Consider the following 22,803-nt stretch of genomic DNA (forward strand, 5'->3'; position numbering starts at 1 on the left):
CCTTACCGTGTCGGTAGAACGAAGACCTGGCCCGGATAGATCAGGTTCGGATTGCGGATCTGCTGCGAGTTGGCGCGATAGATCACCGCGTAGCGTTGCCCGGTGCCCAATGCACGTTGGCTGATCCGCCACAGGCTGTCGCCGCGGGTCACGGTGGTCGTGGTGATCTTCGGCACGATCACCGTGGACGGCGAGCTCGCTTCAGAAGCGGTGGTGGCTGCCGTCGCGAGCTGCGGCGTGACCGTGCCTGCACCGGTGGACGACGCTGCCGACGCCGGGATCGATGCCGTCGTCGTCGTGTCCGGAACATTGAACGGCACCTCGGCACGCGCGCGGACCTTGCCGGAACCGGGGTCGACCTCGTCAAGCCGGATCCGATAGTCGCCGGGCGTCACGCCCTTGTTGATCGTGACCGAGAGGCGTCCCGTCTGGTCGGCCGTGGCAGACGTGATCGGGCTGCCGTTGAGGTAGAGCCTGACGGTCGCGCCGGGAGCGGCCTGACCGCTCACATGGAGTTTGCCGCCCGGTTCGGTCTCGACCGCCTCAATAGCCATCTTCCCCGCAGCCGATGCCGTGGCGCCGGGTTGCGACAGCACCCGGACCGGCGTGTCCGGGGTCATCAGCGCCACCATCGGACGCTCCCTTGCCGCGGCCTCGAGCGCCACCGCCACGCTCTGCTTCGAGGTCACCTGCTTGCCGTCACGCATGATGCGCAGGGTCAGGTCGTGGTTTCCCGGCGGCAGCGGGCGCGGGACCATGACGAACTGGCCGGATTTGTCCGCCACCGCGCGATCGTACACCTCGCCGTTGCGCAGCAATTCCACCGTCGCATCAGGCAGCGCCCGGCCGGCGACGACGGTCTCGCCGGTCGGCTCGACGTTGACGACGTCGAACTCCGGCAACGTGTTGCCATCAGGTGCCGGCGTCGGTCCTGCGAGCGCGTCGGCCAGGGCTGCGGTGTCGGTCTGCACCTTCGCCAACGCCGCCTGGCGCTGGTCTCGTGCGGGAGCCCCCGGCGCGGATGGCGCCGCCGCCATCAAAGGCGTGCCCGTGCCCGGAATTTGCTGGCTTTGGCGGACGCCAAACACGAAAACGGCCGTGCCGGCGGCGGCAAGTGCCACCAACGCTATGACCAATTTCATCGCCGTGGCGTTCATGAGCCGTCACCCGCGGATGAACCTCCCCCGCCAGCAACCCCGTGGAGATTCCTGGGAAGACTGCGCTCGTTTGCACGCCCCATCAAGTCGGATGAAAGGATTACTCTTCTCGGTGAGCCGGGCGGATCCTGCAGCTTACCTCCGCTTCGTGCCAGGGCGCGATTTCGGCGCTCGACGTGACGGATAAGACCGGAGCCGATGACGCGCGTCAGCATGGGCGGCCGCTGGTGCAGGCTCAAAACTCCAGCGCCGCATTGTCCACCACCTCCTTCATCACGAAGAAGGTCCGGGTCTGCCGCACGCCGGGCAGTGCGATCAGCTGGTCGCCATGGATGCGGTTGAAATCCTCCATGTCGCCGGCGCGGATCTTGAGGAAGTAGTCGAAGTCACCGGCGACGAGGTGGCAGTCGAGCACGCATTTCAGTTTCGCCACCGCCTGCTCGAAGCTGGCAAAGCTTTCCGGCGTCGAGCGGTCGAGCACGACGCCGACCATGACCAGCGTGCCTTTGCCGAGCTTGCGCGGCGCCACCATGGCGCGCACGCTGCTGACATAACCCTCGTCGAACAGCGCCTGCGTGCGGCGATGGCAGGTCGCGGGGCTGACGCCGACCTGATCGGCCAGCTCGGCATTGCTGAGTCGGCCATTCTTCTGCAGCAATCGCAACATCTTGAGGTCGATGCGGTCGAGCTCGGCGGGCATGGAAGAATCTCTCATTTTTGTCGGATATTTCGAGAGAAATATTAGCATCGGTGAGAAATTGCGCAATCTTGGGCGATTTCACCTGCCGAGTTAGAGCGCACCTTTCGCGTCGAGGGTGATAAAGATTGCCGCCGTTTCGGACCACCAAAGAGGACGCCAGCATGCTGGAAAAATTCGCGCGCTATCCGCTCACCTTCGGGCCGACCGCCATCGAGAAGCTCGATCGGCTGTCAAAGCATCTCGGCGGCAAGGTCGAACTCTATGCCAAGCGCGAGGATTGCAATTCCGGGCTCGCCTACGGCGGCAACAAGCTGCGCAAGCTCGAATACATCATCCCCGACGCGATCGCCTCCAACGCCGACACGCTGGTCTCGATCGGCGGCGTGCAGTCGAACCACACCCGCATGGTTGCAGCGGTCGCAGCCAAGATCGGCATGAAGTGCCGGCTGGTGCAGGAAAGCTGGGTGCCGCACGAGGATGCGGTCTATGACCGCGTCGGCAACATCCTGCTTTCGCGGGTGATGGGCGCCGACGTCCGCCTGGTCGACGAAGGTTTCGACATCGGCATCCGCAAGAGCTGGGAGCAGGCGATCGAGGAGGTGAAGGCGGCCGGCGGCAAGCCCTACGCCATTCCGGCCGGGGCCTCCGTGCACAAATATGGCGGGCTCGGCTATGTCGGCTTTGCCGAAGAGGTGCGCGCGCAGGAGCGCCAGCTCGGCGTCAAGTTCGACTACATCGTCGTCTGCACGGTGACCGGCTCGACCCATGCCGGCATGCTGGTCGGCTTCGCCGCCGATGGCCGCGCGCGCAACGTGATCGGCATCGACGGTTCGTTCACGCCCGCGCAGACCAAGGCGCAGGTGCTGTCGATCGCGCAGAACACGGCTGAGCTCGTCGAGCTCGGCCGCGACATCGTCAAGGACGATGTCGTGCTGATCGAGGACTACGCCTATCCCGCCTATGGCGTGCCGTCGGAAGAGACCAAGGCGGCGATCCGTCTCAGCGCGCGGCTGGAAGGCATGATCACCGACCCCGTCTATGAGGGGAAGTCGATGCAGGGCATGATCGACCTGGTGCAGAAGGGCTTCTTCCCGGCCGGATCCAAGGTGCTCTATGCCCATCTCGGCGGCGCCCCGGCGCTCAACGGCTACGCCTACGCCTTCCGCAACGGCTGAGGCCGGCGGGGCTTCTGATTTCATGGCTTCGTAGCCCGGATTACGCTGCGCTTCACCGGACTACGCGCTGCATTTGCACGAGTAAGGTCGGAGTCATCTTCTCCCGATATTCTGTCCGGACCGGGCGAGTCGGGAGACCATCGCGTGAGGATGATGAATGCGGCCGGCCGGGCCATCGCCGCGCTTGGCCTTGGCATCGTCGCCGTGGGGCATTGGTTCTGGACCTGCCAGGGGCAGGGCGCGGTGTTGCGGGCCCGTCTGCTGGGGCTGAATCACACCATCGAGCTGTACGCCGGCATCTTCCTGATCGGCGTCGGTGTCCACGCCCTCGCATCCCACTACTGGTTCAGCGATCCGGATGAGCCGGCGCCGTCTTCGGTTCGGGAGCCGCAATAGCGCGCCGCCTCGCGGCAAAGCCGAGACGTCGGAGACGACCCCGGCTGCCGTCGCTCTAGCTCGTCGCGGAGCCTTGAGGTCAGCAAGGCCACAGCTGAAAAGCATCCCCAGAACGGCGAGCGGAAATCGCTAGGAATGTAGCGCAAAGTCGCTGGCGATGTGATTCTTAACCAATTGTAAACAATTAGGTTTTGACTCTTAAGCTAAGATATTGGATTCGCAGCAAAAATCGCTAAATCCAGTTTGACTTTTGCCTGAGAAAACCTTACATACTAAAAAAGGGGGCGGATTTCTCCGCCCCCCGGTAGTCGGGCATATTCCGAGCCTCGGCTGGAGACGGGTGGCAGCCCTCTCCATTTCTCTGCCGAAGCGCAGGTAAAACGACACGACTTCCTCGATCTTCTCCCGGCGTCGAGCTACGCTGGTTGGTGTCAGAGCCACACACGGCCACCCGAGCGGGTGGCCGTAGTCGTTTCCGGAATAGGATTCGACTGCTCACAGTTAATCACGATTCAGCCCCGCATACAACGTTCTTGAATGTACCATCCGCGCGTTATACCATTCGAATTAGAACACAGGAGGAACATCCGTGGCTGATACCGCGCTACAGAACGCTGAGAAGCGGCGAGACGAGATCGCGGCCGCCATTAATCAATTGCAAGCACAGATCGAAGAAAAACGTAAGGAGTTAGAGAGGATTAAGACCTTTATCGCGGACTACGCGGTGTTCCAATCATACCCCTCAGAGCTACCGCTCGAACTTCAGAAAACTCCCTCGCCCGCGCCGCGCCTGCGGCTACTCAACCCACCGCGCCATATGGTTGGGGATAAGGCGGAAAAGGTTCTACTTCAAAACGGCCGCCCGATGGCCCGTGACGAGTTATTCAAGGCGGTCACGCGGGATGGGATGACAATCCAGGGGAAAGACCCCGAGATGGTGTTCAGTACGATGCTCTGGCGCATGCAGGATCGGTTCGTGCGGCTCCGGCCGCACGGCTATTGGCTGACCAGGATGCCGTGCGCGGCGGTCGGTTACCTTCCATCTCCTCCTTTATCCGCGCCCGCGCCCGAGCCCGAGCCCGAGAAACCTCAGCCTTGGCCGTGGGGTAAGCCGAAGCCAGATACAGCAGATTGATCCGAGCGCGTTATGGTTAATGGAATCTTCCATACCTAGCCGCTCAAGCATCTTGCACTGTATTCTTGGGCATGAACAAGCTGCTCGGAAGAGAGATCGTGCTCGAACCCTCCGCCTCCTGTGAGGAGGCAGTTCCATTCGCGATCGCGTGCCACAGGTTTTTCCCGCGAGGGGCCGGCAACTCGCCAGCTACTTTGCATGTGTTGTTTTCGATATTTTAGCAATGCGCGCCTGCGACCTAGGGCAGGAGTATCAGAGCTCATCCGAGCCGCCGCAGCGTATGCACCGTGATCTCCGCCGGGCAATTCAGCCGCACCGGCGCGAGGCTGGTGCCGGCGCCGGTCGACGTGTAGCCGGCGAGTTCGCCGAAGCGCCAGGCGCCCTTGCCCATCCGGCGCGGCAGCCGCGCCTCCAGCTTGATCGCGACGCCGCCGGGCAGGCAGAGCTGGCCGCCATGGGTATGGCCGCTCAGCATCAGGTCGAAGCCGGCCGCCGCAGCCGCGCGATAGGATTCCGGGGTGTGTGCGAGCAGGATCGAGAACGCCTCGCGCGGGATCGCCGCGGCAGCCTTTGCGATGTCGTCGGTGCGGTAGAAATGCGCGTCGTCGATCCCGGCGAGATGGATCGTCGCGCCGTCGCGCGTGATCGGCTCGTGCTCGTTGAACAGCATCCGGATGCCCATCGCCTCCAGCGCCGGCGTCATGCGGATGCTGTCGTGATTGCCGAGGATGCCGTAGAGCGGCCGCTTGATCCGCGCGCAGACGTCTTTCATCAGCGCGAGGCTGGTCTCGAACGAGCCGAACGTCTTGCCGCGATAATCGCCGGTCAGCACGCAGATGTCGCAAGCCAGATAGCGCACGATGTCTGCCAGATGCCGCATCGCGCCCTGGCTGATGTCGGCGTGGAGATCGCTGAGGTGAAGGATGGTGAAGCCGTCGAAGGCCGCCGGCAGCCGCGGCGACATCACCAGATTGCGCCGCACCTCGACCCGGTCGGCATTGCGCCGCGCACGGCCATGGAGGCCGACCAGCTTGAGCGCAGTCGTGACGACCCACGGCGCCAGGCGCCAGTTCTCGACATTGAACACCAGCGTGCCCTGGCCGATCAGTTGCTTCTCGTGCGCGGCCTCGAGCCCAAGCCGGCGCACGACGTGATCCGCGCCGATCCGCTCGACCAATCCCTGCAATGCCGTATCGGCCATCGTCCCCCGTGCGGCGCGCGATGCGACGCGAGCCGGCGCGACACTATCATGCGCAATCCCGGCGCGGATACCGCTTGCGGCTCAGACCACCGGGACGCGCCTGGCGGCAACCGCGGCCGGCGAGATCACCTCGATGTCGAGCGGCACCTGCCAACGCCCGGTGAAGCGGACCTGCGGCGGCGCATTGCCGTTGCGTCCGCCCTGCAGCACGAAGCCCTCATAGCCCGAGTTCATCACCTCATTGCACTTCTGCACATAGATCGGAAAGCCGCCGATATAGGGCATGAACACGCGGGGACGGCCCGGGATGTTGGCGCCGACATACCAGGAGCTGCAGGTCGAGCGCAGTGAGACCGTGGAGACGTCGTTGACATGGGCGACCCAGGCATCCTCATCGTCGCGGACCGCCTCGATCGTGTCGGCGCCGATGTCGCGCATGTGGCCAAGGCAGTCCGCCAGCCAGTCGACATGCTGCTCGATCGCCTGGATCATGCTCGCGAGCACCGACGGGCTGCCGGGACCGGTGATCATGAACAGGTTCGGAAAACCCTCCGAGGCGAGGCCGAGATAGGCGCGCGGGCCGGCCCGCCATTTCTCGGCCAGCGTCTGCCCGCCGCGGCCGGTGATCGCGATCTTGTCGAACGAACCGGTCATGGCGGCAAAGCCGGTGGCGGAGACGATCGCGTCGAATTTGTATTCGGTGCCGTCGACCACGATGCCCTCGGTGGTGAAGCGCTCGATCGGCGTCGTCGACACGTCGACCAGCTTCACATGCGGCAGATTGTAGGTCTCGAAATAGTTGGTATCGACGCAAAGCCGCTTGCAGCCGAACACGTTGCGAGGGCACAGCAGCTCGGCGGTGGCGGGATCCTTGACGATGCCGCGGATCTTCTCGCGCGCGAAATCGGCGATGGTGTCGTTGGCGGCCTTCTCGAACAGCAGGTCGCCGAACGCGCCGAGGAAGGGCAGGCCGCCGCGCTGCCAGGCTTCCTCATACAGCCGCTCGCGCTCGTCCTCGCTCGCCTGCAATGCGGGTTGGGCGTTGAACTGAAAATAGAAGCCGGTCGGGCGCGCACGCGCTTTCGCGCGCAGCTCCGGATAATGCGCCTTGGCTTCCCTGAGATATTCCGGTGACAATTGCTCGTTCCATGCCGGAACAGACCAGGTCGCGGTGCGCTGGAACACGGTGAGCTCGGAGGCCTGCTGCGCGATGATCGGGATCGACTGGATCGCCGACGAGCCGGTGCCGATGACGCCGACGCGCAGGCCGGTGAAATCGACACCTTCATGCGGCCATTCGCCGGTGTGATAGATCGGGCCGCGAAAATCCGCCATGCCGGTGAAGGCCGGACGGTTCGGCGCCGACAGGCAGCCGACCGCCATGATGCAGAATTTTGCGCTCACCCTGTCGCCGCGATCGGTCTCGATCAGCCAGCTCCCTGCCTGCTCGTCGAAGGTCGCCGCGATGACGCGGGTGTTGAACACGATCTGGCTGCGCAGGTCGAAGCGGTCGGCGACGTGGTTGGCGTAAGCGAGAATTTCGGGCTGCGGAGAATATTTCTCCGACCAGCTCCAGTCCTGGTCGAGCTCCTCGGAGAACGAGAAGGAGTATTGCAGGCTCTCGACGTCGCAACGCGCGCCGGGATAGCGATTCCAGTACCAGGTGCCGCCGACGCCGCCGCCTGCCTCATAGACCCGCGCGGTGAAGCCGAGCCCGCGCAGCCGATGCAGCATGTACATGCCGGCGAACCCGGCGCCGATCACCACGGCATCGAACGTTCCAGTTTCGGCAGGGCGCGCAGTTGTGCGCGCGGCGCTCTCCTGAGGGCTCTGCTGAATCATGGCCCGTCTCTTCCCTCTGTCGTCGTTATGTCTTGGCCGCGCCTCGTTGGGCGGGCAATGCAAAGATTAGGGCGAGCGCGGCACGGCCCGCAAGCGCATGCGTGGCCGGGCCGGGTATGGCTCCTATGCCGCGGGGCGAAGGGCTGCGGTATCCGGGTGCTGCCTCATTCCAGGCGCTGGACCCTGCGCAGCGACGGGAACAGTTTCATCCACAGCATAGGCGAGTTGGGAGAAGTTGTGTGACGCCACGAACAGCAGCAGTGGCGGATGGCGAAACAGGTCGGCAGACGGGACCTCAGGTTGCGCGGACATGCGGCGGGGATGGCCGAACTGGCGGCGGTCGTCATTCTCTGCGTTCTGGACGGCTTTTCGAATCTCGTCTGGGCTGGTGCGGTCGGATATATTGTGGCGATCGACCTCCCGAGAGCGACAGGCTGTGAATATGGTGCGCCCCCGAAAGCGATCGGCCCCCGACGTTGAAGCCGTGGTTCGGACCGATCGATTCGATATGGCTGCGTTGCAGGAGGTCGCTGGTGAAAAAGTCTTCGCTCGGGGCTGCGCTTATCACGCGGATGGCCGCGTGGAGGTCATAACCATCGACGAGACCCGCGTGGTCGCGCAGGTGTCCGGTACCGAATTCTATCGCTGCGAGTTGGCCGGACGAGGCAAGAGTTTTTCCGGTGTTTGTACATGCCAGGCATTTGCCGATTGGGGCTTCTGCAAGCATCTGACGGCGGTTGCCTTGACTGTCAACAACCTGGAACCGGGTGCGTTTGCCCAGGCCTCGAGCCGACTTGGCAAGCTTCGTGACCATCTGCGCTCAAAGGGTGTCGATCGTCTTGTCGAGATGGTTCTCGAACTCGTCCGGCGCGATCCCATGCTGCTTGGGGAGCTGGAGCTATCGGCCGCGCTCGACACCGCCGACGATGCCACGCTGGCTGCACAACTCAAGAAAGCCATCACAGACGTGACGCGGGTCCGTGGCACCGTCGAATATCGCGGAATGCGTGAGTGGGCTCGTGAAATTGACCGCGTTCTTGATCGCATCTCGGTTCTGCTCGAACGCAGGCGAGCATCGCTTGTCCTCGAATTGCTCGAACATTTCTTTGCGCGAATGGATGAGGCCTTGGCCAAGGTTGATGATTCCGATGGCGGTGGAGGAGCTTGCTACGCGCGGGCCTGCGCAATTCACCTTGCGGCTTGCGAGCAGTCGAAGCCTGAGCCTATCGAGTTGGCGAGGACGCTGTTCAAGCGCGAAGTCGACTCCGACTGGGATTTCTTCTTTGGCGCAAGTGAGACCTATTCAGACGTCCTCGGCGCGGCCGGGCTTGCAGAATATCGCAGACTCGCAACCGAGGCATGGCAGAAGGTGAAATCCGGGCGAGGGAGACGAACGGAGATTCGGTCCAGCGCAGAATATGCGCTCCGAACCATGATGGAGCGTTTCGCCGAACGAGACCAGGATATTGATGGGATCATCGCTATTCGAGCGAGTGATCTATCAACCGCGCATAGGTATCTCGACGTCGCTCAGGTGTGCCTGGACCACGGAAGGGAACAGGAGGCGCTGAAATGGGCCGAAGAGGGGCTTTGGAAATTCGAGGATAAGCCAGACAGGGATCTGGTTTTCTTTGCCTGCAGTCTCCTTCAGCGCAATGGACGAGGCGAAGATGCCAACGGATTGCTCTGGAAGCAGTTCGTCAGGGAGCCCAGCGTAGAGCTATATCAGCGATTGAAATCCACCGCCGGCGATCGCGAGGCTCAGGTCCTCGTCCGCGACAAGGCCCTCGCCGCACTGAGGGGCAGAGCCGAAAAGTCTCGCCGGCAAGCGGAATGGGGCATATTCGGCGTGGCCGACGTTCTTGTTCGCGTGCTGCTGGCAGAGGGATTGCTTGCGGACGCATGGGTGGCTGTCAGTGAGCACGGATGCCGCGAAATCGTCATGAAAGAGCTCGCCGAGGCGAGCGAAGCGGCTCTCCCCGCCGAGGCATCGAAGGCCTACGCCCGGTTGGTGGAACGCAAAGTTGCGATGGGTGGACAGGGCAATTATGTCGACGCATGCGCCATGATCAAGCGGATGAGACGGCTTCACGGAGCCGCTCAACATTCGGTCTACCTCGCCGATCTCATGACGCGCCATAAGGCGAAGCGTAACTTTGCTAAACTTTTGGCGTCCAAACAGGCCTCTTGAGGTCGTGCGATCCAAGAAGATTGCATACTGTCGTCCGATCGTCGCCCGCAAAGAAATAGCCATGAAACTCGGATGGAAGCCACAGAAGTGGCTGGAAAAGAAGAGCAAATCAGGTTTTCGGGGCTATCTGGTCGGCACGGTGGCATTCTATGGACCCGACAACCTTCGCGCCAGTAAGGTCGCCGTCGCGGTGGTCACCGCGGAGGGAGCGCCTCCCTTCGCATTGCGCAGATGGTTCTCTGAAACCGGCGATGTTCGCCATGATCCGGCGATCATGGAGGAGATCGCAACTTTCCTTCGAGCGGAGGACGTGCGCACGGTTGCCTCGGTGCCGACGATGATGGGGTGTCCGCATGAGGAGGGGATTGACTATCCCCAAGGGGAGGTTTGTCCGCAGTGTCCCTATTGGGCCAACCGGGAACGCCCCTTGTCGCGTTGAGAGGTGATCGGGCCGCTCGACGACGACTTAGCTACTGCATCGTGGGCGCTGGCAATATTTCGGAATAATAGAAAATACCACTGAGTTGCCCGACGCGTCAAGCGCTTTTTCGGGTGCCGGCGGCTGCCTGCTGCTTTGCATGGGGTTGTTTTCGATATTTTGTCGCGGGCCCCTCGCAATGACCACGAAGAGAACATGACGAGGTCAGATCAGCCCTCCGTCCCACGCACGATCCGGATCAGCTCGTCGCCATAGTGCTCGAGCTTCTTGTCGCCGATGCCGGCGATGTTGCGCAGGTCGCCCAGCGTGTCCGGACGCATCGCGGCGATGCCGTCGATGGTCGAATCGTGCAGCACCACATAGGCCGGCACGCCGCGCGCCCGCGCGATCTCCGAACGCCAGGCGCGCAACGCCGCATGCAGCGCGGGGTTTGCGACCCCGCCCGGGCTGTCGGCTGCGGGCACGAGCTCGCCGCGGCGCGACTTGCCGCGCACCGCGCGGTTGCGCGCGCCTTCCGGCTGCTCGCGCAGCATCACCGCGGTCTCGCCCTTCAGCACGCCGCGGGCGCTGTCGGTCAGTTTCAGCGCGCCGAAGGCGTCGCTGTCGGCGCGCAGATGGCCCATCGCCACCAGCTGCCGCAGCACCGCGCGCCACTGCTTCTCGTTGAGCTCGCGGCCGATGCCGAACACGGACAATTGGTCGTGGTTGAACTGCTTGACCCGCTCGGTCAGCCGCCCGACCAGCACGTCGATCAGGTGCATGGCGCCGAAACGCTGCCCGGTGCGATAGACGCAGGACAACAGCTTCTGCGCGAGCACCTTGCCGTCGCGCACCCGCGGCGGCGTCAGGCAGTTGTCGCAATTGCCGCAGCTTTGCTCGGTCCTGGTCTCGCCGAAATAGCCGAGCAGCCGCTGCCGCCGGCAATGCACCGTCTCGGCGAGTGCGACCAGCGCGTCGAGCTTGCCGATCGAGACGCGCTTGAAGGCATCCGAGCCGGTGGACTCATCGATCATGCGGCGCTGCTGCACGATGTCGGAGAGGCCGTAGGCCATCCACGCCGCCGACGGCTTGCCGTCGCGGCCGGCGCGTCCGGTCTCCTGGTAATAGGCCTCGATGCTCTTCGGCAGATCGAGATGCGCGACGAAGCGCACGTCGGGCTTGTCGATGCCCATGCCGAACGCAACCGTGGCGACGATCACGATGCCGTCCTCGTTGAGGAAGCGGTCCTGATGGCGGGCACGCACACCGGCATCGAGCCCGGCATGATAGGGCAGCGCGGCAATGCCGGCCTCGCTGAGCGCCGCCGCGACGTCCTCGACCTTGGCGCGGGACAGGCAATAGACCACGCCGGCGTCGCCGGCATGGCGTTCCCTGATAAAGTTCTTCAGCTGCGTGGTCGCATTCTGCTTGTCGACGATCTCGTAGCGGATATTGGGCCGGTCGAAGCTTGCGACGAACTCCGGCGCGTCGGTGAGTGACAGCCGCTCGGCGATCTCCTTCCGCGTCATTGCGTCCGCGGTCGCGGTCAGCGCGATGCGCGGCACCTTGGGGAAGCGCTCGGCGAGCGCCGACAGGCCAATATATTCCGGGCGGAAGTCGTGGCCCCATTGCGACACGCAATGCGCCTCGTCGATCGCGAACAGCGCGATCTGCGCCTGGCCGAGCAGATTGAGGCAGCGCGGCGTCAGCAGCCGTTCCGGCGCGACATAGAGCAGATCGAGATCGCCCGCGATCAGCCGCCGCTCGACCTCGGAGGCTTCCTCATAGGACAGCGTCGAGTTCAGCACCGCGGCGTTGACGCCGGCTTCGGTCAGGCCCGCGACCTGGTCGCGCATCAATGCGATCAGGGGCGACACCACGATGCCGCAGCCGTCGCGCAGCAGCGACGGCAGCTGGTAGCACAGCGACTTGCCGCCGCCGGTCGGCATCAGCACCAGGCAATTGCCGCCCGCGGTGACGTGGCGGACGATCTTCTCCTGCGCGCCGCGGAAGCCCGACAGGCCGAACACGGAACTGAGCACGGACCGCGCGTCGCGAGACGGATCGGATGTGCGATCGGGGGCGGGCTGGGCGGTCATGATCCCTTGCGATTTCCCCGGAATTTCCTGGGGGGCAACAGGCGGTGATCGAACTCGTCCGGGCGAACGATACCGGAACGAAACGTGTTAATACACGTCCCGACAGCAAACTCAATTCAGGACTCAATTCAGGTTGGGCCGGTCAACAGCGGATCATCGCAGGCATTGCCGCGATCGCTGGCGCGGCGGCGAGCGTCACAGTTCCAGCGCCGTTCGGCGCCAGCTCCTTGTCCAGCGTCACTCCGCGAGCGGTATCTTCAGGCTGTCGCAGTTGGTGGCGGCGGTGCCGGCGTCATTGGCTCGACATTGTAGGTCTTCGGCAAGTTGATCGGCTGGTAGGCCGGATCCTTCTGCATCCGCTCCAGCACCGAGGCGTGGATGGTCGCGCCTTCCGGTATCGGCCGCGGCTCGCCCCGCGGCAGATAGAAGCCGAGGAAGGATTTCCGCTCCGGCCATTCCTTCCATTTGTCGCGCTTTGGAATCCACTCCAGGATCTCCCAGGCGGCAGTCAGCGAATTGTGCAGCGGGGCCGTTGCGCTCGGCGGCACATAGTCATGGCTGTGCGGCGGCAACGGGGTGCCCCAGGCGAGATGATCGATCAGTGCTTGATCCATGTGCAGCCCAGCGGCCTTGGCCTGCTCGAGCATCCAGATCAGCGGAAACTTCGACGGCCCGCTCTGGTCCTCCGGATAGCCGCCGCCGACGTCGGAATGCACGCCGGCGAACCAGACCTGGCGGATGTCCTGCTCGACCGCCGTCGAAGGATCGAACGGATCGGAGCGGAACTTCTGCGGCTCCTTCCAGTAGTTGAGGCGAAACATGCGCCTGCGCTCGTCGATCGAGATCGCCTGGCGGAAGCGCCTGACGCTGGAATTGGTGCGGGTGAACAGCAGCGTCTGCATGTCGAACAGGAAATCGTCCTGCCGCGGCACGATGATCGAGGCCACCGTGTCCCAGACGCCGACGAACTCGATGTCGATGTTGCGGCCGCCGGCGATCTGGCTGAAATGCCAGGCTTCCTTCAGCGGCGCTTCGTCGAACGTGCCGTCGGATTTCTGGGCGTCGGCGCTGGCCTTCTTGTAGGTGCCGAAGGCATAGCCAGCAAGGTCGAGCTGGTCGACCGGCAACAGCCCCATCACATGGACGAAGGCGGCGAGCACGCGCACCGTGTAGGCGCCGCGGCTGAAGCCGAACATCCAGACCCGGTCGCCGGGCTCCCAGAGCCGGCATAGAAACTGGTAGGCGTCGAGCGTATCCTTGTCGAGACCGGCGCCGAAGGCTAGCCCGAACAGGCCCCGCGCCTCCTGCTTGAAACGGCCCCAGCTGTTCTGCAGGCCGATCGTGCCGAGGCCCGGATGATAGTAGATTCGCTGCCGGCCATCCTTGTCGGCGACACGAAACAGCTTCAACACGTTGGAAATATTGGCCCCGATCTCGTTGCCGGTGCCGTCGCACAAAATCACAATATCCTTCGGCATCCGTTTCCCCGCGGTCGCCGTGAAAGTTCGCGGTTCCTATGTAGGGCAGGATGCGCGGCAGATTCAATCTTCAATTGAAGACGGTTCTGTGTACGCGGTGTGAACGCCGCCGATGCCGCGCCGCCCGATCCGATCGCGGCCATTGGCACCAGCTGCATAGTCGCGCTTGGCGATATCCGTAGAATTCAATTGCAACACCTTGGAAAAGGTGGGAATCTCAACTTCAATAATTGCTGTGGTGCGTTGACATTTTCCTCCCGTTCGGGACTTCGCTGGTGCGCGCGATCATTTTGCCTGCGGGTTGCCGCAGCTTCCTCATCATCGACAGGAACGGATCGGCATGAGCCATCAAGCTCTCGTGACGATCATTCTCGCGGGACTGGTGATGGGTGCGTTCGGACTGTTCTGGTGGGTCGGCAGCTATTCCGATCGCGTGTTTGCCAACCGATTCAGCACCCGCTTTCCGGAGAAGACGCTGAGCTACAGCGGCGACCAGCTCGGGGCACTGGTGCAGTCCGATCTGCGGATGAAGTATGTCTTCCCGATCCTGTTCCCGTTCGATCTCATCGTCATGCTGGCGCTGGCGGGTGCGATGGGCGCCGCATCATCGCACTGGCTCACCCAGATCTATCCGTCCGCGGCGTGGCTCGGCCTGGTCGTGCCGGCGGTGTATCTGCTCAGCGACCTGATCGAGGATTGTCTGCTGGCATGGCTGCTGCTGCGCGGCGATCCTGATGCGGCGGCGCGGTCCGTCTCGGCCCTGAAGGCGATTACGACGATCAAGCTGGTCAGCGTCGCAGCGTCGATCGCGCTGATGCTGGCTGCATTCGTCGGGTGGCTGTTCCACACCGAATCGCTCGTCATCTAGGCGTTGCGGACCGGACGGCCTATTGATACGTCGCGACGATATCCGACACGGCGCGCTCGAGCTGCTGGGCGGTCGCGCATTGGCGCACCACGGTGCAGAAGGTCGCGTAGCGCGGCATCTCGGAATCGCCGAAGCCCCAGACCATCCGGCCTTCGGGATTGAGCCACACCAGCCGTTTCGACCGCTCGCCGATCCGGCGCAGGATGTCGGCGCGCGGATCGAGATTGTTGCTGCGGGCGTCGCCGAGCACGATCACGGTGGTCTGCGGCGTGATCGCGCTCATCCAATTGTCCTCGAAATCGGCGAAGGAATTGCCGTAGTCGGACGAGCCGAAGCCGACCTTGGACATGATCTCCTTCATCGCCTCTTCCGGCGAGTTTGATTCCAGGATGTCGCTGACCTCGATCAGATGGCCGGAGAACGCGAAGGAGCGGACGTCGTCGACAACCTCGTGCAGGCTGTGGATCAGCAGCAGGAAGAAGTCCGAGACGCGGGCGACCGAGCCCGAGACGTCGCACAGCGCCACGATCTTCGGCCGGTCGCGATGCTTGCGCTTCCAAGCGGTGAGGAACGGCACGCCGCCCCAGGCCGCATTCCGGCGCAGCGTGCGGCGGACGTCGAGATGGCCGCGGCGCTGCCGCTTGCGCGGCTTGGAATAGCGCTCGCGCAGCCGCCGCGCGATCTGGCGGATCAGCGCGCGCATCTGCTCGACCTGCCGCGGCTCGATCCGCGCCAGCGGCGCATTGCGCAGGATCTCGTTGCGCAGGTTTTCGGCCTCTTCGCGACCGTAGAGCAGCAGCGCCTGCGAGACCGCATCGCGAACCGTGCCGCGCAGGCCGTTGAGCGCGTCCTGCAGCCGCTCGGCGAGCGCAGGATTGCGCGTGGTCTGCTCGTCGATGTCGTCGCGCAGGCGCTGGATGCCCATCGCATCGAGGATGCGGGTCTGGAAGATGCCGCGTTGGGTGAAGTAGCGGATGTCGGGCAGCGAGGCGGCGCCGGAGGCGTTGGCGATCGCAGTCGAGATCGCGGCGCGGTCCTGCGACAGCAGCATCTGCGCCAGTGGCCCGACATCGGCGTCGGCCGCTCCGCCCGAGGTGTCGCCATGCTCGTCTGCCGACGGGTTGGCGCCGGATTCGCCGTTGTCGTCGGTCCTGTTCTGCTCGGCGCTTTCCTGCTGCGGCTCGGGCTGGCTGAAGAACAGGTCGAAGCATTCACCGAGCGCGCGCTTCTCGTCCTGGGTTTTGGCGAGCGTCAGCAGGAACGTGTCGCGCAAAATGTCGCGATCGTTGAAGCCGACCTGGGCGACCGCCCGCATCGCATCGATGCTTTCGGCGGGCGAGACCCGGACCCCGGCTCCCCGCGCCGCACGAAAGAAGCGATGCAGGTTCTCGCGCATGTTGATTTAGCTAAAGACGCCCTGGCGCGACGCCTTGGCGATGAAGGACGAGATCTGCGGCGTCGCGGCCTCGATGTCAGCCTCGTATTTCAGCAGCACATTGAGCGTGTCCTTGACGATCTCGTGGTCGAGCTCGCTGGCTTGCAGCAGCACCAGCACGCGCGCCCAGTCGATCGCCTCGCTGACCGACGGCAGCTTCTTCAGGTCAAGCGAGCGGATCTCGTGGATGAAGCCGACCATCTGCTTGCGCAGGGTCTGCGAGATGCCGGGCACCCGGCTCTCGACGATGCGCTCCTCCAGCTTCTGCTCGGGGAAGCCGATATGCAGATGCAGGCAGCGCCGCTTCAAGGCATCGCCGAGATCGCGTTCGCTGTTCGAGGTCAGGATCACGGTCGGCGGCGCCACCGCGGAGACGGTGCCGAGTTCGGGGATCGTGACCTGGAAGTCGGAGAGGATTTCCAGGAGCAGCGATTCGAATTCGGCGTCCGACTTGTCGATCTCGTCGATCAGCAGCACGCAGCCGGCGGGCTGCTCCAGCGCCTGCAGCAGCGGCCGCGGCTCGACGAATTCCTTGGAGAAGAACACGTCGCCGAAGGTGTGGAGCTGGTCGAGCGCTGCGGCCAGTGACTGCGCGCCGCCGAGCACCTCGCCGAGCTTGTCCTTCAGGATCTGGGTGTAGAGCAGCTGCTTGGCGTATTTCCACTCATACAGCGCCTTGGCCTCGTCGAGGCCTTCATAGCACTGCAGGCGGATCATCTTCATGCCGCGCCAGGCGGCGATCGCCTTCGCCAGTTCGGTCTTGCCGACGCCGGCGGGGCCTTCGACCAGGATCGGCTTCTCGATCTGCTGCGACAGATAGACCGCGGTCGCGATCTGCCGGCTCGCAATGTAGCCTTGTGCGGCGAGGCCGCTTTCCACAGCCTCGATCGAGGCGGTGGGCCTGGTGTCAGCCACGAGGATCAGCTCCGAATTTGCCTTGAACTCGGACCTGTTCTGCGCTCGTTGCGGGCAAAGCACAAGGCTCGTTTGGCCCGCAACGGCATGGCTCCAAGGTTGGAGTTAGCGCATGGTTCCGGGGTATTCCGCCGAGCGCAATACCCCGGAAGCTGCTCGCCCTCAGCTCGCGCAGCTCTTGACGAAATCCTTGCGCTGCGGGCCGACGATCTTCTGGTCGATCGCCTGCTTCAGGCAGTCGAGATGCGCCTGCGCCATGCAGAGCTGCATCTGGTCGTGCCGCTCCTGACCCTTCAACGCCTTCGCCGCGCTTTGGCAGGCCGCGCGCTTCGCGCCGGGCACGGGGGCTGCCGCCGTGCTCTCTTGTGCGGGAGCCGCAGTCGGCGCCGCTGCGGGGCTTGAGGTTGACTGCGCGAACGCTGCGGCCGAGACCAGCAGCGAGCCGGCCGAGACAAGGGCGACGACAAGACGTTTCATGGGATGTGCCTCCGCGGGCATGATCAGGAGAATTGGACGTCGGTTTTCCGGAACGTCCTGCTCAGACCAGGAAAGGGATCACATTGCGATTTCACCAGCGCGCCGTGACCCCAGGGGAGACCGAGAACTAGAAGCCGTCGCCTGAATGCGGCGTGAATAGGCGCAGAACCCGCTTCACCTCAGCGTGAGGCCGGTCGCCGCTTCGAGTTCGGAGATCGCCTGCGCGGCGTTCGCGACCTTGATCGTGGTCATGCCCATCTCGCGCGCCGGCTTCAGATTGACGCCGAGGTCGTCGAGATAGACGCAGTTGCCAGGATTCACCTGCAGCGTCTCCAGCATCATCCGGTAGATGCGTGGATCGGGCTTGCGGAGGCCGATCTTCGCGGACTCGATGACATGGTCGAACAGCGCCATCACCTCGGCGACATAGAGCGTGCGTCCGCTGTGGCTGCCGATGGCGTTCGATGGCAGATTGTTGGTGATGCAGCCCGTCTTGAATTTCGCCTTGATGCGCTTCAGCGCCTCGACCATTTCCGGGCGCAGGTCGCCGGAGAGCAGCGGCAGCACGTCCTTGCCGCGGACCTCGGCGCCGAGCGCCTTCGATTCCGTCGCGAACAGCGCATCGAATGCGTCGATGCCGATCTCGGCGCGTTCGAACTTGGCCCAGGCGTTGTCGAGATGGTTGGCGGCGTTGGTGCGGCGGATGATGTCGACAGGCAGGCCGCGCTCGGTCTCATAGCGCGCGAAGGCCTCGAACGGCGAGGTGGTCAAGACGCCGCCGAAATCCCAGATCACTGCCTCGATCATCACAGTCCTGCCCGTTGCAAAGCGGCGGCTTCGCCTCGGGTCGTCCGGCCGCTTGGCCGAAGACAGGGAAACGCGCCTTGCGCCTTCTTTATTGGAATTGGCGCCGATCAGGCAAGCCGCCAGTTTGCGGCAAACTCCGCCACGTGGAACGGGCTCACCAGACCATCGGAACCAGGCGATAGCGCACGCGGGTGAGATATTCGGCGTAGCCGTCGAGCTCGGCGGTGAGCATCCGTTCCTCCATCATGGAGCGCAGGCCGAGCAACGCCATCATCACCGGCACGATGGCGAGGCCCCACCAGGATCCCAGCAGCAGCGGCGTGCCGAGATAGGTCAGCAGGCCGCTGGCATAGATCGGGTGGCGTACATAGGCGTAAGGCCCCGTGGTCACCGCGGCGTGCCCGCGCTCGCGCTGAATTTTCACCACCGGCGCGGCGTAGCTGTTTTCGCGATAGGTCCGGTAGACGACGTAGAACGACGCCGCGATCATCGCCGCGCCCGCGCATTGCAGCCAGACGGGGACGAGCGATGTCTGGTAGCGCACCGCATCCAGCGCCATCAGCGGCAGCCATGTCAGCCACAACAGCGGCATGATCGACGTGATGACGCGATCCCAGCCGGCCTGGCCGCGCGCGGTGCGCCGCTCCGCCAGCAGTCCCGGATCGTGCCTCGCAAGCCAGGCCTCGGTGATCAGTCCGCCGATCGTGATCTCGGCGAGGAATGCCCAGCCGCCGGCCCAGCGCATGGTGCCGGCCGCGAGAAACAGGAGTGTTCCGAGGCCTGCAAATGTGCAGGCCGCGCGCTGCAGATTGATGCGAGGGGGACTACTGTTCTGGTCCATGTCTGTCCTCCGACGGGCGGCAACGGCCGCACCGCCGGATCGGGCGGGCCGTTGCATATCCGGGTAGCGGATCGACGCGCGGCTCGGCGCGCTCAAACGGTCACGGTCGGCGGGTCCAGTTTCGCGCCTGTCCGGAATAGACCTTGCTCGGCAGCGCGCGGGCGGTCGGATCGAGCAGGATCTTCATCGCGGTGTTAAGTCTCTCCTCCGAGCTCGGCGAGCCGTCATGGCGCATCTGCTGCGGGGCGCCGGGGCCCTGCGGCGGCGCCATGTAGGCGGGCGTGGTCGGCGGCGCGGGCGTGGTGGCGATCTTCGGACGGGCGACAACGGCCGCTTCCAGCGGGCGCCGTGCTTCGGCAACGGCTGAGGCTGTTGATTCCGCCGGCGGCGGGGCGGCATTGCCGGATCCGGATTGGCGGGGCGTTCTTGCCATGGCATCGGCTCCATAGGTTGGGTGATGACGACGATTTCAGGATTCGGACGTCAGGATTGGTCCTCGTCGGATGTGGTGCGTTTGGCGATGATCGGGTTGCGGTCGCTGATCGCAGCGAGCAACGAGGCGTGGCTCACGACCGACGACACGACGATCTTTCCGGAGGGCTCGATCCGGCGACCGTTCTGCTGTTGTTGCTGTGGGCTCCTGGCAGTGGACTTCTGCATCATGTCGGCCTCCTCGAGGTGGGGTGGGGCCCGACAGCGCCGGGCCCCGAGTTTGGCGATCAGATGCCGAAAGCACCGAGGACGCCCGGCAGCGCCTGCACGACGCCGCCGACGATGTCCTGCCAACCCTGCGGGTTGACCGACCCGTTGGTCGCCACTTCGGCAATCCGCTTCGGACCGCGCTCGATGCCCTCACACTGGATCGGGCTACGCACGCTGCCGAAGGTCTCAAAGTCGTTCCTTGCGTACATGTTCAGCTCCTTCTTTCGGTTTGAATTGACGGCAACTACGGGAGGTAGGCACCGACCGGGGCAGCCGTCGCTGGACGTCGCCCAGGGGATCGCTCATCGCGTCGATCCCCTGGACCACGTGACGCAAATTCGCGCCACGTTCTGCTCTCCTCCGGACGCAGAGGAGCAATCGCGTCAATAGACCTGCCACTGCCGCAGCGGCCCGACCGCCACCGGCACCACGTCGCTGACGTCGATCGTGTATTGATAGACTTCGCGCGCCTGGGTCAGGACCTGCGTCGGATTGAAGAAGCGGTAGGTCACGTCGTGGCAAATCGAGTCGGGGCGGCAGATGACGCTCTGGTCGACCTCGACGGTATCGAGCCGCAGACCCTTCTTGGCGGCGTCGATGAAGATCTTCCGCGTGTTGTAGGCATTCATCGCGGAATAGTTCAGCGCGCGGTCCTGCGGAGAGAGACCGACATTGCGGAACTCGTTGTAGATCCGCTCGAGGAAGCCTTCCGCGCCGTCCGGCCAGGGCAGTGGCCCGAACAGCGTGAACAGATCCCATTGGTAGAAACCGCGCCAATCGGTCACCAGCGTCGGCACGACGGTGCCGTTGAGCAGCTTGGTCGTGTTGGTGCTGTCGACCCAGCCGGCCATCGAAACCCGCGCAACGCCGCCGGGTGGCGGGAATGCCGGCCGCGGCGCCGGCCGCGCGTCGTCGGCGACGGCCGCGGTCGCGGTCACTACCGTGCGGGTCGTCGCTGGATCATCGTGCGAGACTTCCTGGTGCCAAAGCGCCAGGATCAGCGCGGCGAAGAATCCAAGACCGAACACATCGAGCGGCTTGATCGCGTAGATCGGGATCGAATCGATCGTCATCGTCCAGGTGATGGCGTCGGCATCCGGGAAGTTGTTGCCGGCGCCGGCCGGTGTCGCGGTCTCGCCTTCGGCCTGGTTCAGCAGATAGCGCGCCATGATCGCCGGATTGTAGGGCGCCGACGTATCGCCGGAGTGATCGCGATCCGGACCGAATGCCGGATCGCCGCGTCCGACCAGGCTGTCGCGCCAGTTGGCGATCGCCTGCACGAAGTAATCGAGCCGGGCTTCCTTGCCGAAATCGTAGAACAGCCGGCCGATCGGGAAAGCGAGCTGACCGGTCGATTCGGCCGCAGCACTCTGCGGACGCATGCCGCCGCCGCAGCCGCAGCTCTTCTCGCTGGTCCGGACCGCGGGCGCTTCGTACATCGGCAGCGCCTGCGGCATTGCGACGGGAAGCGCGTTGCTCGGCATCAGCGCCGGCAATTGCTGCGGCTGCAGCCAGGTTTGCGGCATCATGCCGGCCGTCGGCATCGCCATCTGCGGCATCATCATCTGCGGCATGACGATCTGCGGCGCCGGTGCCGGCATCCAGACCATGTCGCCGCCTGCATGGGGTGCGTGATACGGATACGGCGCGGGCGCCGCGATCGGTGCGGCGACGATACCGTGATCAACGGGGACGGCCATGGCCGCAGGTGCTGCCGGCGCGGCAGGCTGCGCCTCGCTTGGCATGATCCCGGCGCTGCTTCGCAGGACCGAGCCGTCCGGCCCGAAGATGCGCGGAGCCGATGGTGCAGACATTGCTGATAGATCTCCCATGGAACCCTCTCTGGTTGCAGTTGGCTGAGCGGCGGATGATGGTTGGACGAAAGGGCGCGCGGACACTCCCCAGAAGCGGGGAGGCGCGGCCGTGGCACCCGACGGCGTGACGGCGTCCGCCTGCTCGCCAAGCAGGGCGGCGACAGCCGCGGGAATGTCGAGCCGTCCGGCGAGACAGCGCGAGGCGCTGCCGTCGTTGCGGCAGGGCGCCGCGCTTTCGAGCAGCGCGGCACGGACGGCTTGCGGATCGGCCTTGCGTCCGTTCTGGCGCAGGCATGAGAGCAGCAGCGCGACGACGCCGGTGACGATCGGCGCGGCGAAGCTCGTTCCGGAGCGCAGGCTGACATTGCGGACCGGCGAGGCGCCGGCAATGTTCTCGCCCGGCGCCAGGATGCCGTTCTCGAGATAGGCGTCGCCGAAATTGCTGAACGCCAGCGGATTGCCGGCCAGATCGCACGCGCCGACCGCGAGCACCGACGAGAGGCTGCCCGGCACCTGGACGCAGCGGCAGCCGTCATTGCCGGCGGCGGCGACGATCAGCTTGCCGGCGCGCTCGCAGGCGCGCACCGCATCGACCAGGATGCGATCGGCCTGTCCGGTCGTGGATTGCTGGCCGCTGCTGATGTTGATGACGTCGGCGCCGACGGCCAGCGCCTGATTAATCGCGAGCGCCAGGGTGCTTTGCGACGAGGGCACGATCTGCCCGGCGGCATTCTCGCGATAGATCGAGAACACAGTGGCGCTGCAATTCGGCGCCACGCCGAGCACCGGGCTGCCGGGCGTGCCCATCAGCACGCTGGTGACATGCGTGCCGTGCTCGGACTGGATCGTGGGCGAGGACGGCGCGACGAACTCGCCGCCCAAGGCGACACGCGCCTGCCTGAGCGAGGGATGATTGAGATCGACGGGGCCGTCGATGATCGCGATCTTCACCTCGGGGTCGCCACCCGACGTTCTCTGCCACAAGGCAGTCAGACCAGCGATGTCGGCAACTGGATTCATGAAATCATTCCTGACCGATCTGCCGCGAATTCACGCAGTCGATCCTCTTCCACACCAAATTGCTTTCACGCAGCGAGCGAAAAGAGCGGCATGTCGTTGCGTTGGCGCTGTTGTGGCAGGTGTGCGGCGAGA

The 22,803-nt window shown here is 64.5% G+C and carries 21 protein-coding genes; 6 read left to right on the forward strand and 15 right to left on the reverse strand.

Translation table 11 applies throughout. The features are described 5' to 3' along the window. Window positions 1-2: 2 nt before the first annotated feature. Window positions 3-1,157 (reverse strand): LysM peptidoglycan-binding domain-containing protein, encoded by a 1,155-nt coding sequence (locus ACTUWL_RS18100; protein WP_021078082.1) that lies wholly within the window; start codon window positions 1,155-1,157, stop codon window positions 3-5. Window positions 1,158-1,392: 235 nt separating this feature from the next. Then, on the reverse strand, window positions 1,393-1,857 hold the full coding sequence (locus ACTUWL_RS18105) for an Lrp/AsnC family transcriptional regulator (RefSeq protein WP_021078083.1): 465 nt from the start codon (window positions 1,855-1,857) through the stop codon (window positions 1,393-1,395). Window positions 1,858-2,018: 161 nt separating this feature from the next. Between ACTUWL_RS18105 and ACTUWL_RS18110 the strand changes: the two genes are divergently transcribed. The 3 genes from ACTUWL_RS18110 (at window position 2,019) to ACTUWL_RS18120 (ending at window position 4,563) form a co-directional block, all read left to right on the forward strand. Then, window positions 2,019-3,032, forward strand: a complete 1,014-nt coding sequence (locus ACTUWL_RS18110; protein WP_021078084.1) for a 1-aminocyclopropane-1-carboxylate deaminase — start codon at window positions 2,019-2,021, stop codon at window positions 3,030-3,032. Between the two features lie 150 nt (window positions 3,033-3,182). Further along, on the forward strand, window positions 3,183-3,428 hold the full coding sequence (locus tag ACTUWL_RS18115; RefSeq protein ID WP_291733800.1) for a hypothetical protein: 246 nt from the start codon (window positions 3,183-3,185) through the stop codon (window positions 3,426-3,428). Between the two features lie 589 nt (window positions 3,429-4,017). After that, a complete protein-coding gene (locus tag ACTUWL_RS18120) occupies window positions 4,018-4,563 on the forward strand; it encodes a hypothetical protein (RefSeq protein ID WP_021078086.1) in 546 nt (181 codons plus the stop codon). Window positions 4,564-4,822: 259 nt separating this feature from the next. On the opposite strand, the gene ACTUWL_RS18125 is transcribed toward ACTUWL_RS18120, so the two are convergent. Continuing rightward, on the reverse strand, window positions 4,823-5,764 hold the full coding sequence (locus tag ACTUWL_RS18125) for a metallophosphoesterase (RefSeq protein WP_021078087.1): 942 nt from the start codon (window positions 5,762-5,764) through the stop codon (window positions 4,823-4,825). Between the two features lie 81 nt (window positions 5,765-5,845). Further along, a complete protein-coding gene (locus ACTUWL_RS18130) occupies window positions 5,846-7,606 on the reverse strand; it encodes a flavin-containing monooxygenase (RefSeq protein WP_021078088.1) in 1,761 nt (586 codons plus the stop codon). 508 nt (window positions 7,607-8,114) lie between these two features. Here ACTUWL_RS18130 and ACTUWL_RS18135 point away from each other — a divergent pair. Both ACTUWL_RS18135 and ACTUWL_RS18140 read left to right on the forward strand, forming a co-directional pair. Then, the gene (locus ACTUWL_RS18135; protein ID WP_146160317.1) at window positions 8,115-9,797 is read left to right on the forward strand and encodes an SWIM zinc finger family protein; all 1,683 of its coding nucleotides are present in this window, start codon (window positions 8,115-8,117) and stop codon (window positions 9,795-9,797) included. 61 nt (window positions 9,798-9,858) lie between these two features. Beyond that, window positions 9,859-10,236, forward strand: coding sequence for a hypothetical protein (locus ACTUWL_RS18140; protein WP_021078090.1), 378 nt, complete (start codon window positions 9,859-9,861; stop codon window positions 10,234-10,236). 209 nt (window positions 10,237-10,445) lie between these two features. Here ACTUWL_RS18140 and recQ read toward each other — a convergent pair whose 3' ends face one another. Next, window positions 10,446-12,314, reverse strand: a complete 1,869-nt coding sequence (gene recQ, locus ACTUWL_RS18145) for a DNA helicase RecQ (protein WP_021078091.1) — start codon at window positions 12,312-12,314, stop codon at window positions 10,446-10,448. Between the two features lie 257 nt (window positions 12,315-12,571). Then, window positions 12,572-13,792 carry a DUF2235 domain-containing protein gene (locus tag ACTUWL_RS18150; RefSeq protein ID WP_021078092.1) on the reverse strand — a complete coding sequence of 407 codons (1,221 nt, stop codon included), beginning with the start codon at window positions 13,790-13,792 and terminating at the stop codon, window positions 12,572-12,574. A gap of 340 nt (window positions 13,793-14,132) precedes the next feature. Between ACTUWL_RS18150 and ACTUWL_RS18155 the strand changes: the two genes are divergently transcribed. Then, entirely contained in the window at window positions 14,133-14,660 is a 528-nt protein-coding gene (locus tag ACTUWL_RS18155; protein ID WP_021078093.1) for a hypothetical protein, read from the forward strand. A 19-nt stretch (window positions 14,661-14,679) separates the two neighbouring features. Here the strand turns inward: ACTUWL_RS18155 and ACTUWL_RS18160 are convergent, their stop codons facing one another. From ACTUWL_RS18160 to ACTUWL_RS18200, 9 genes are all read right to left on the reverse strand, one after another. Next, window positions 14,680-16,056, reverse strand: a complete 1,377-nt coding sequence (locus ACTUWL_RS18160) for a vWA domain-containing protein (protein ID WP_021078094.1) — start codon at window positions 16,054-16,056, stop codon at window positions 14,680-14,682. A gap of 6 nt (window positions 16,057-16,062) precedes the next feature. Then, complete coding sequence (locus ACTUWL_RS18165) at window positions 16,063-17,010, reverse strand: AAA family ATPase (protein ID WP_021078095.1); 948 nt, start codon at window positions 17,008-17,010, stop codon at window positions 16,063-16,065. A gap of 162 nt (window positions 17,011-17,172) precedes the next feature. After that, window positions 17,173-17,487 (reverse strand): hypothetical protein, encoded by a 315-nt coding sequence (locus tag ACTUWL_RS18170; protein WP_021078096.1) that lies wholly within the window; start codon window positions 17,485-17,487, stop codon window positions 17,173-17,175. Window positions 17,488-17,661: 174 nt separating this feature from the next. Continuing rightward, a complete protein-coding gene (locus ACTUWL_RS18175; protein WP_021078097.1) occupies window positions 17,662-18,294 on the reverse strand; it encodes an HAD-IA family hydrolase in 633 nt (210 codons plus the stop codon). A 154-nt stretch (window positions 18,295-18,448) separates the two neighbouring features. After that, window positions 18,449-19,135, reverse strand: coding sequence for a methyltransferase family protein (locus ACTUWL_RS18180; RefSeq protein WP_021078098.1), 687 nt, complete (start codon window positions 19,133-19,135; stop codon window positions 18,449-18,451). A gap of 100 nt (window positions 19,136-19,235) precedes the next feature. Continuing rightward, window positions 19,236-19,568 (reverse strand): hypothetical protein, encoded by a 333-nt coding sequence (locus ACTUWL_RS18185; RefSeq protein WP_021078099.1) that lies wholly within the window; start codon window positions 19,566-19,568, stop codon window positions 19,236-19,238. Window positions 19,569-19,618: 50 nt separating this feature from the next. Continuing rightward, on the reverse strand, window positions 19,619-19,798 hold the full coding sequence (locus tag ACTUWL_RS18190) for a hypothetical protein (protein ID WP_021078100.1): 180 nt from the start codon (window positions 19,796-19,798) through the stop codon (window positions 19,619-19,621). A 56-nt stretch (window positions 19,799-19,854) separates the two neighbouring features. Continuing rightward, complete coding sequence (locus ACTUWL_RS18195) at window positions 19,855-20,046, reverse strand: hypothetical protein (RefSeq protein WP_021078101.1); 192 nt, start codon at window positions 20,044-20,046, stop codon at window positions 19,855-19,857. Between the two features lie 174 nt (window positions 20,047-20,220). Then, on the reverse strand, window positions 20,221-22,671 hold the full coding sequence (locus tag ACTUWL_RS18200) for a S8 family serine peptidase (RefSeq protein WP_021078102.1): 2,451 nt from the start codon (window positions 22,669-22,671) through the stop codon (window positions 20,221-20,223). Window positions 22,672-22,803 lie beyond the last annotated feature (132 nt).

The organism is Bradyrhizobium sp. WCU1, from assembly GCF_053474805.1.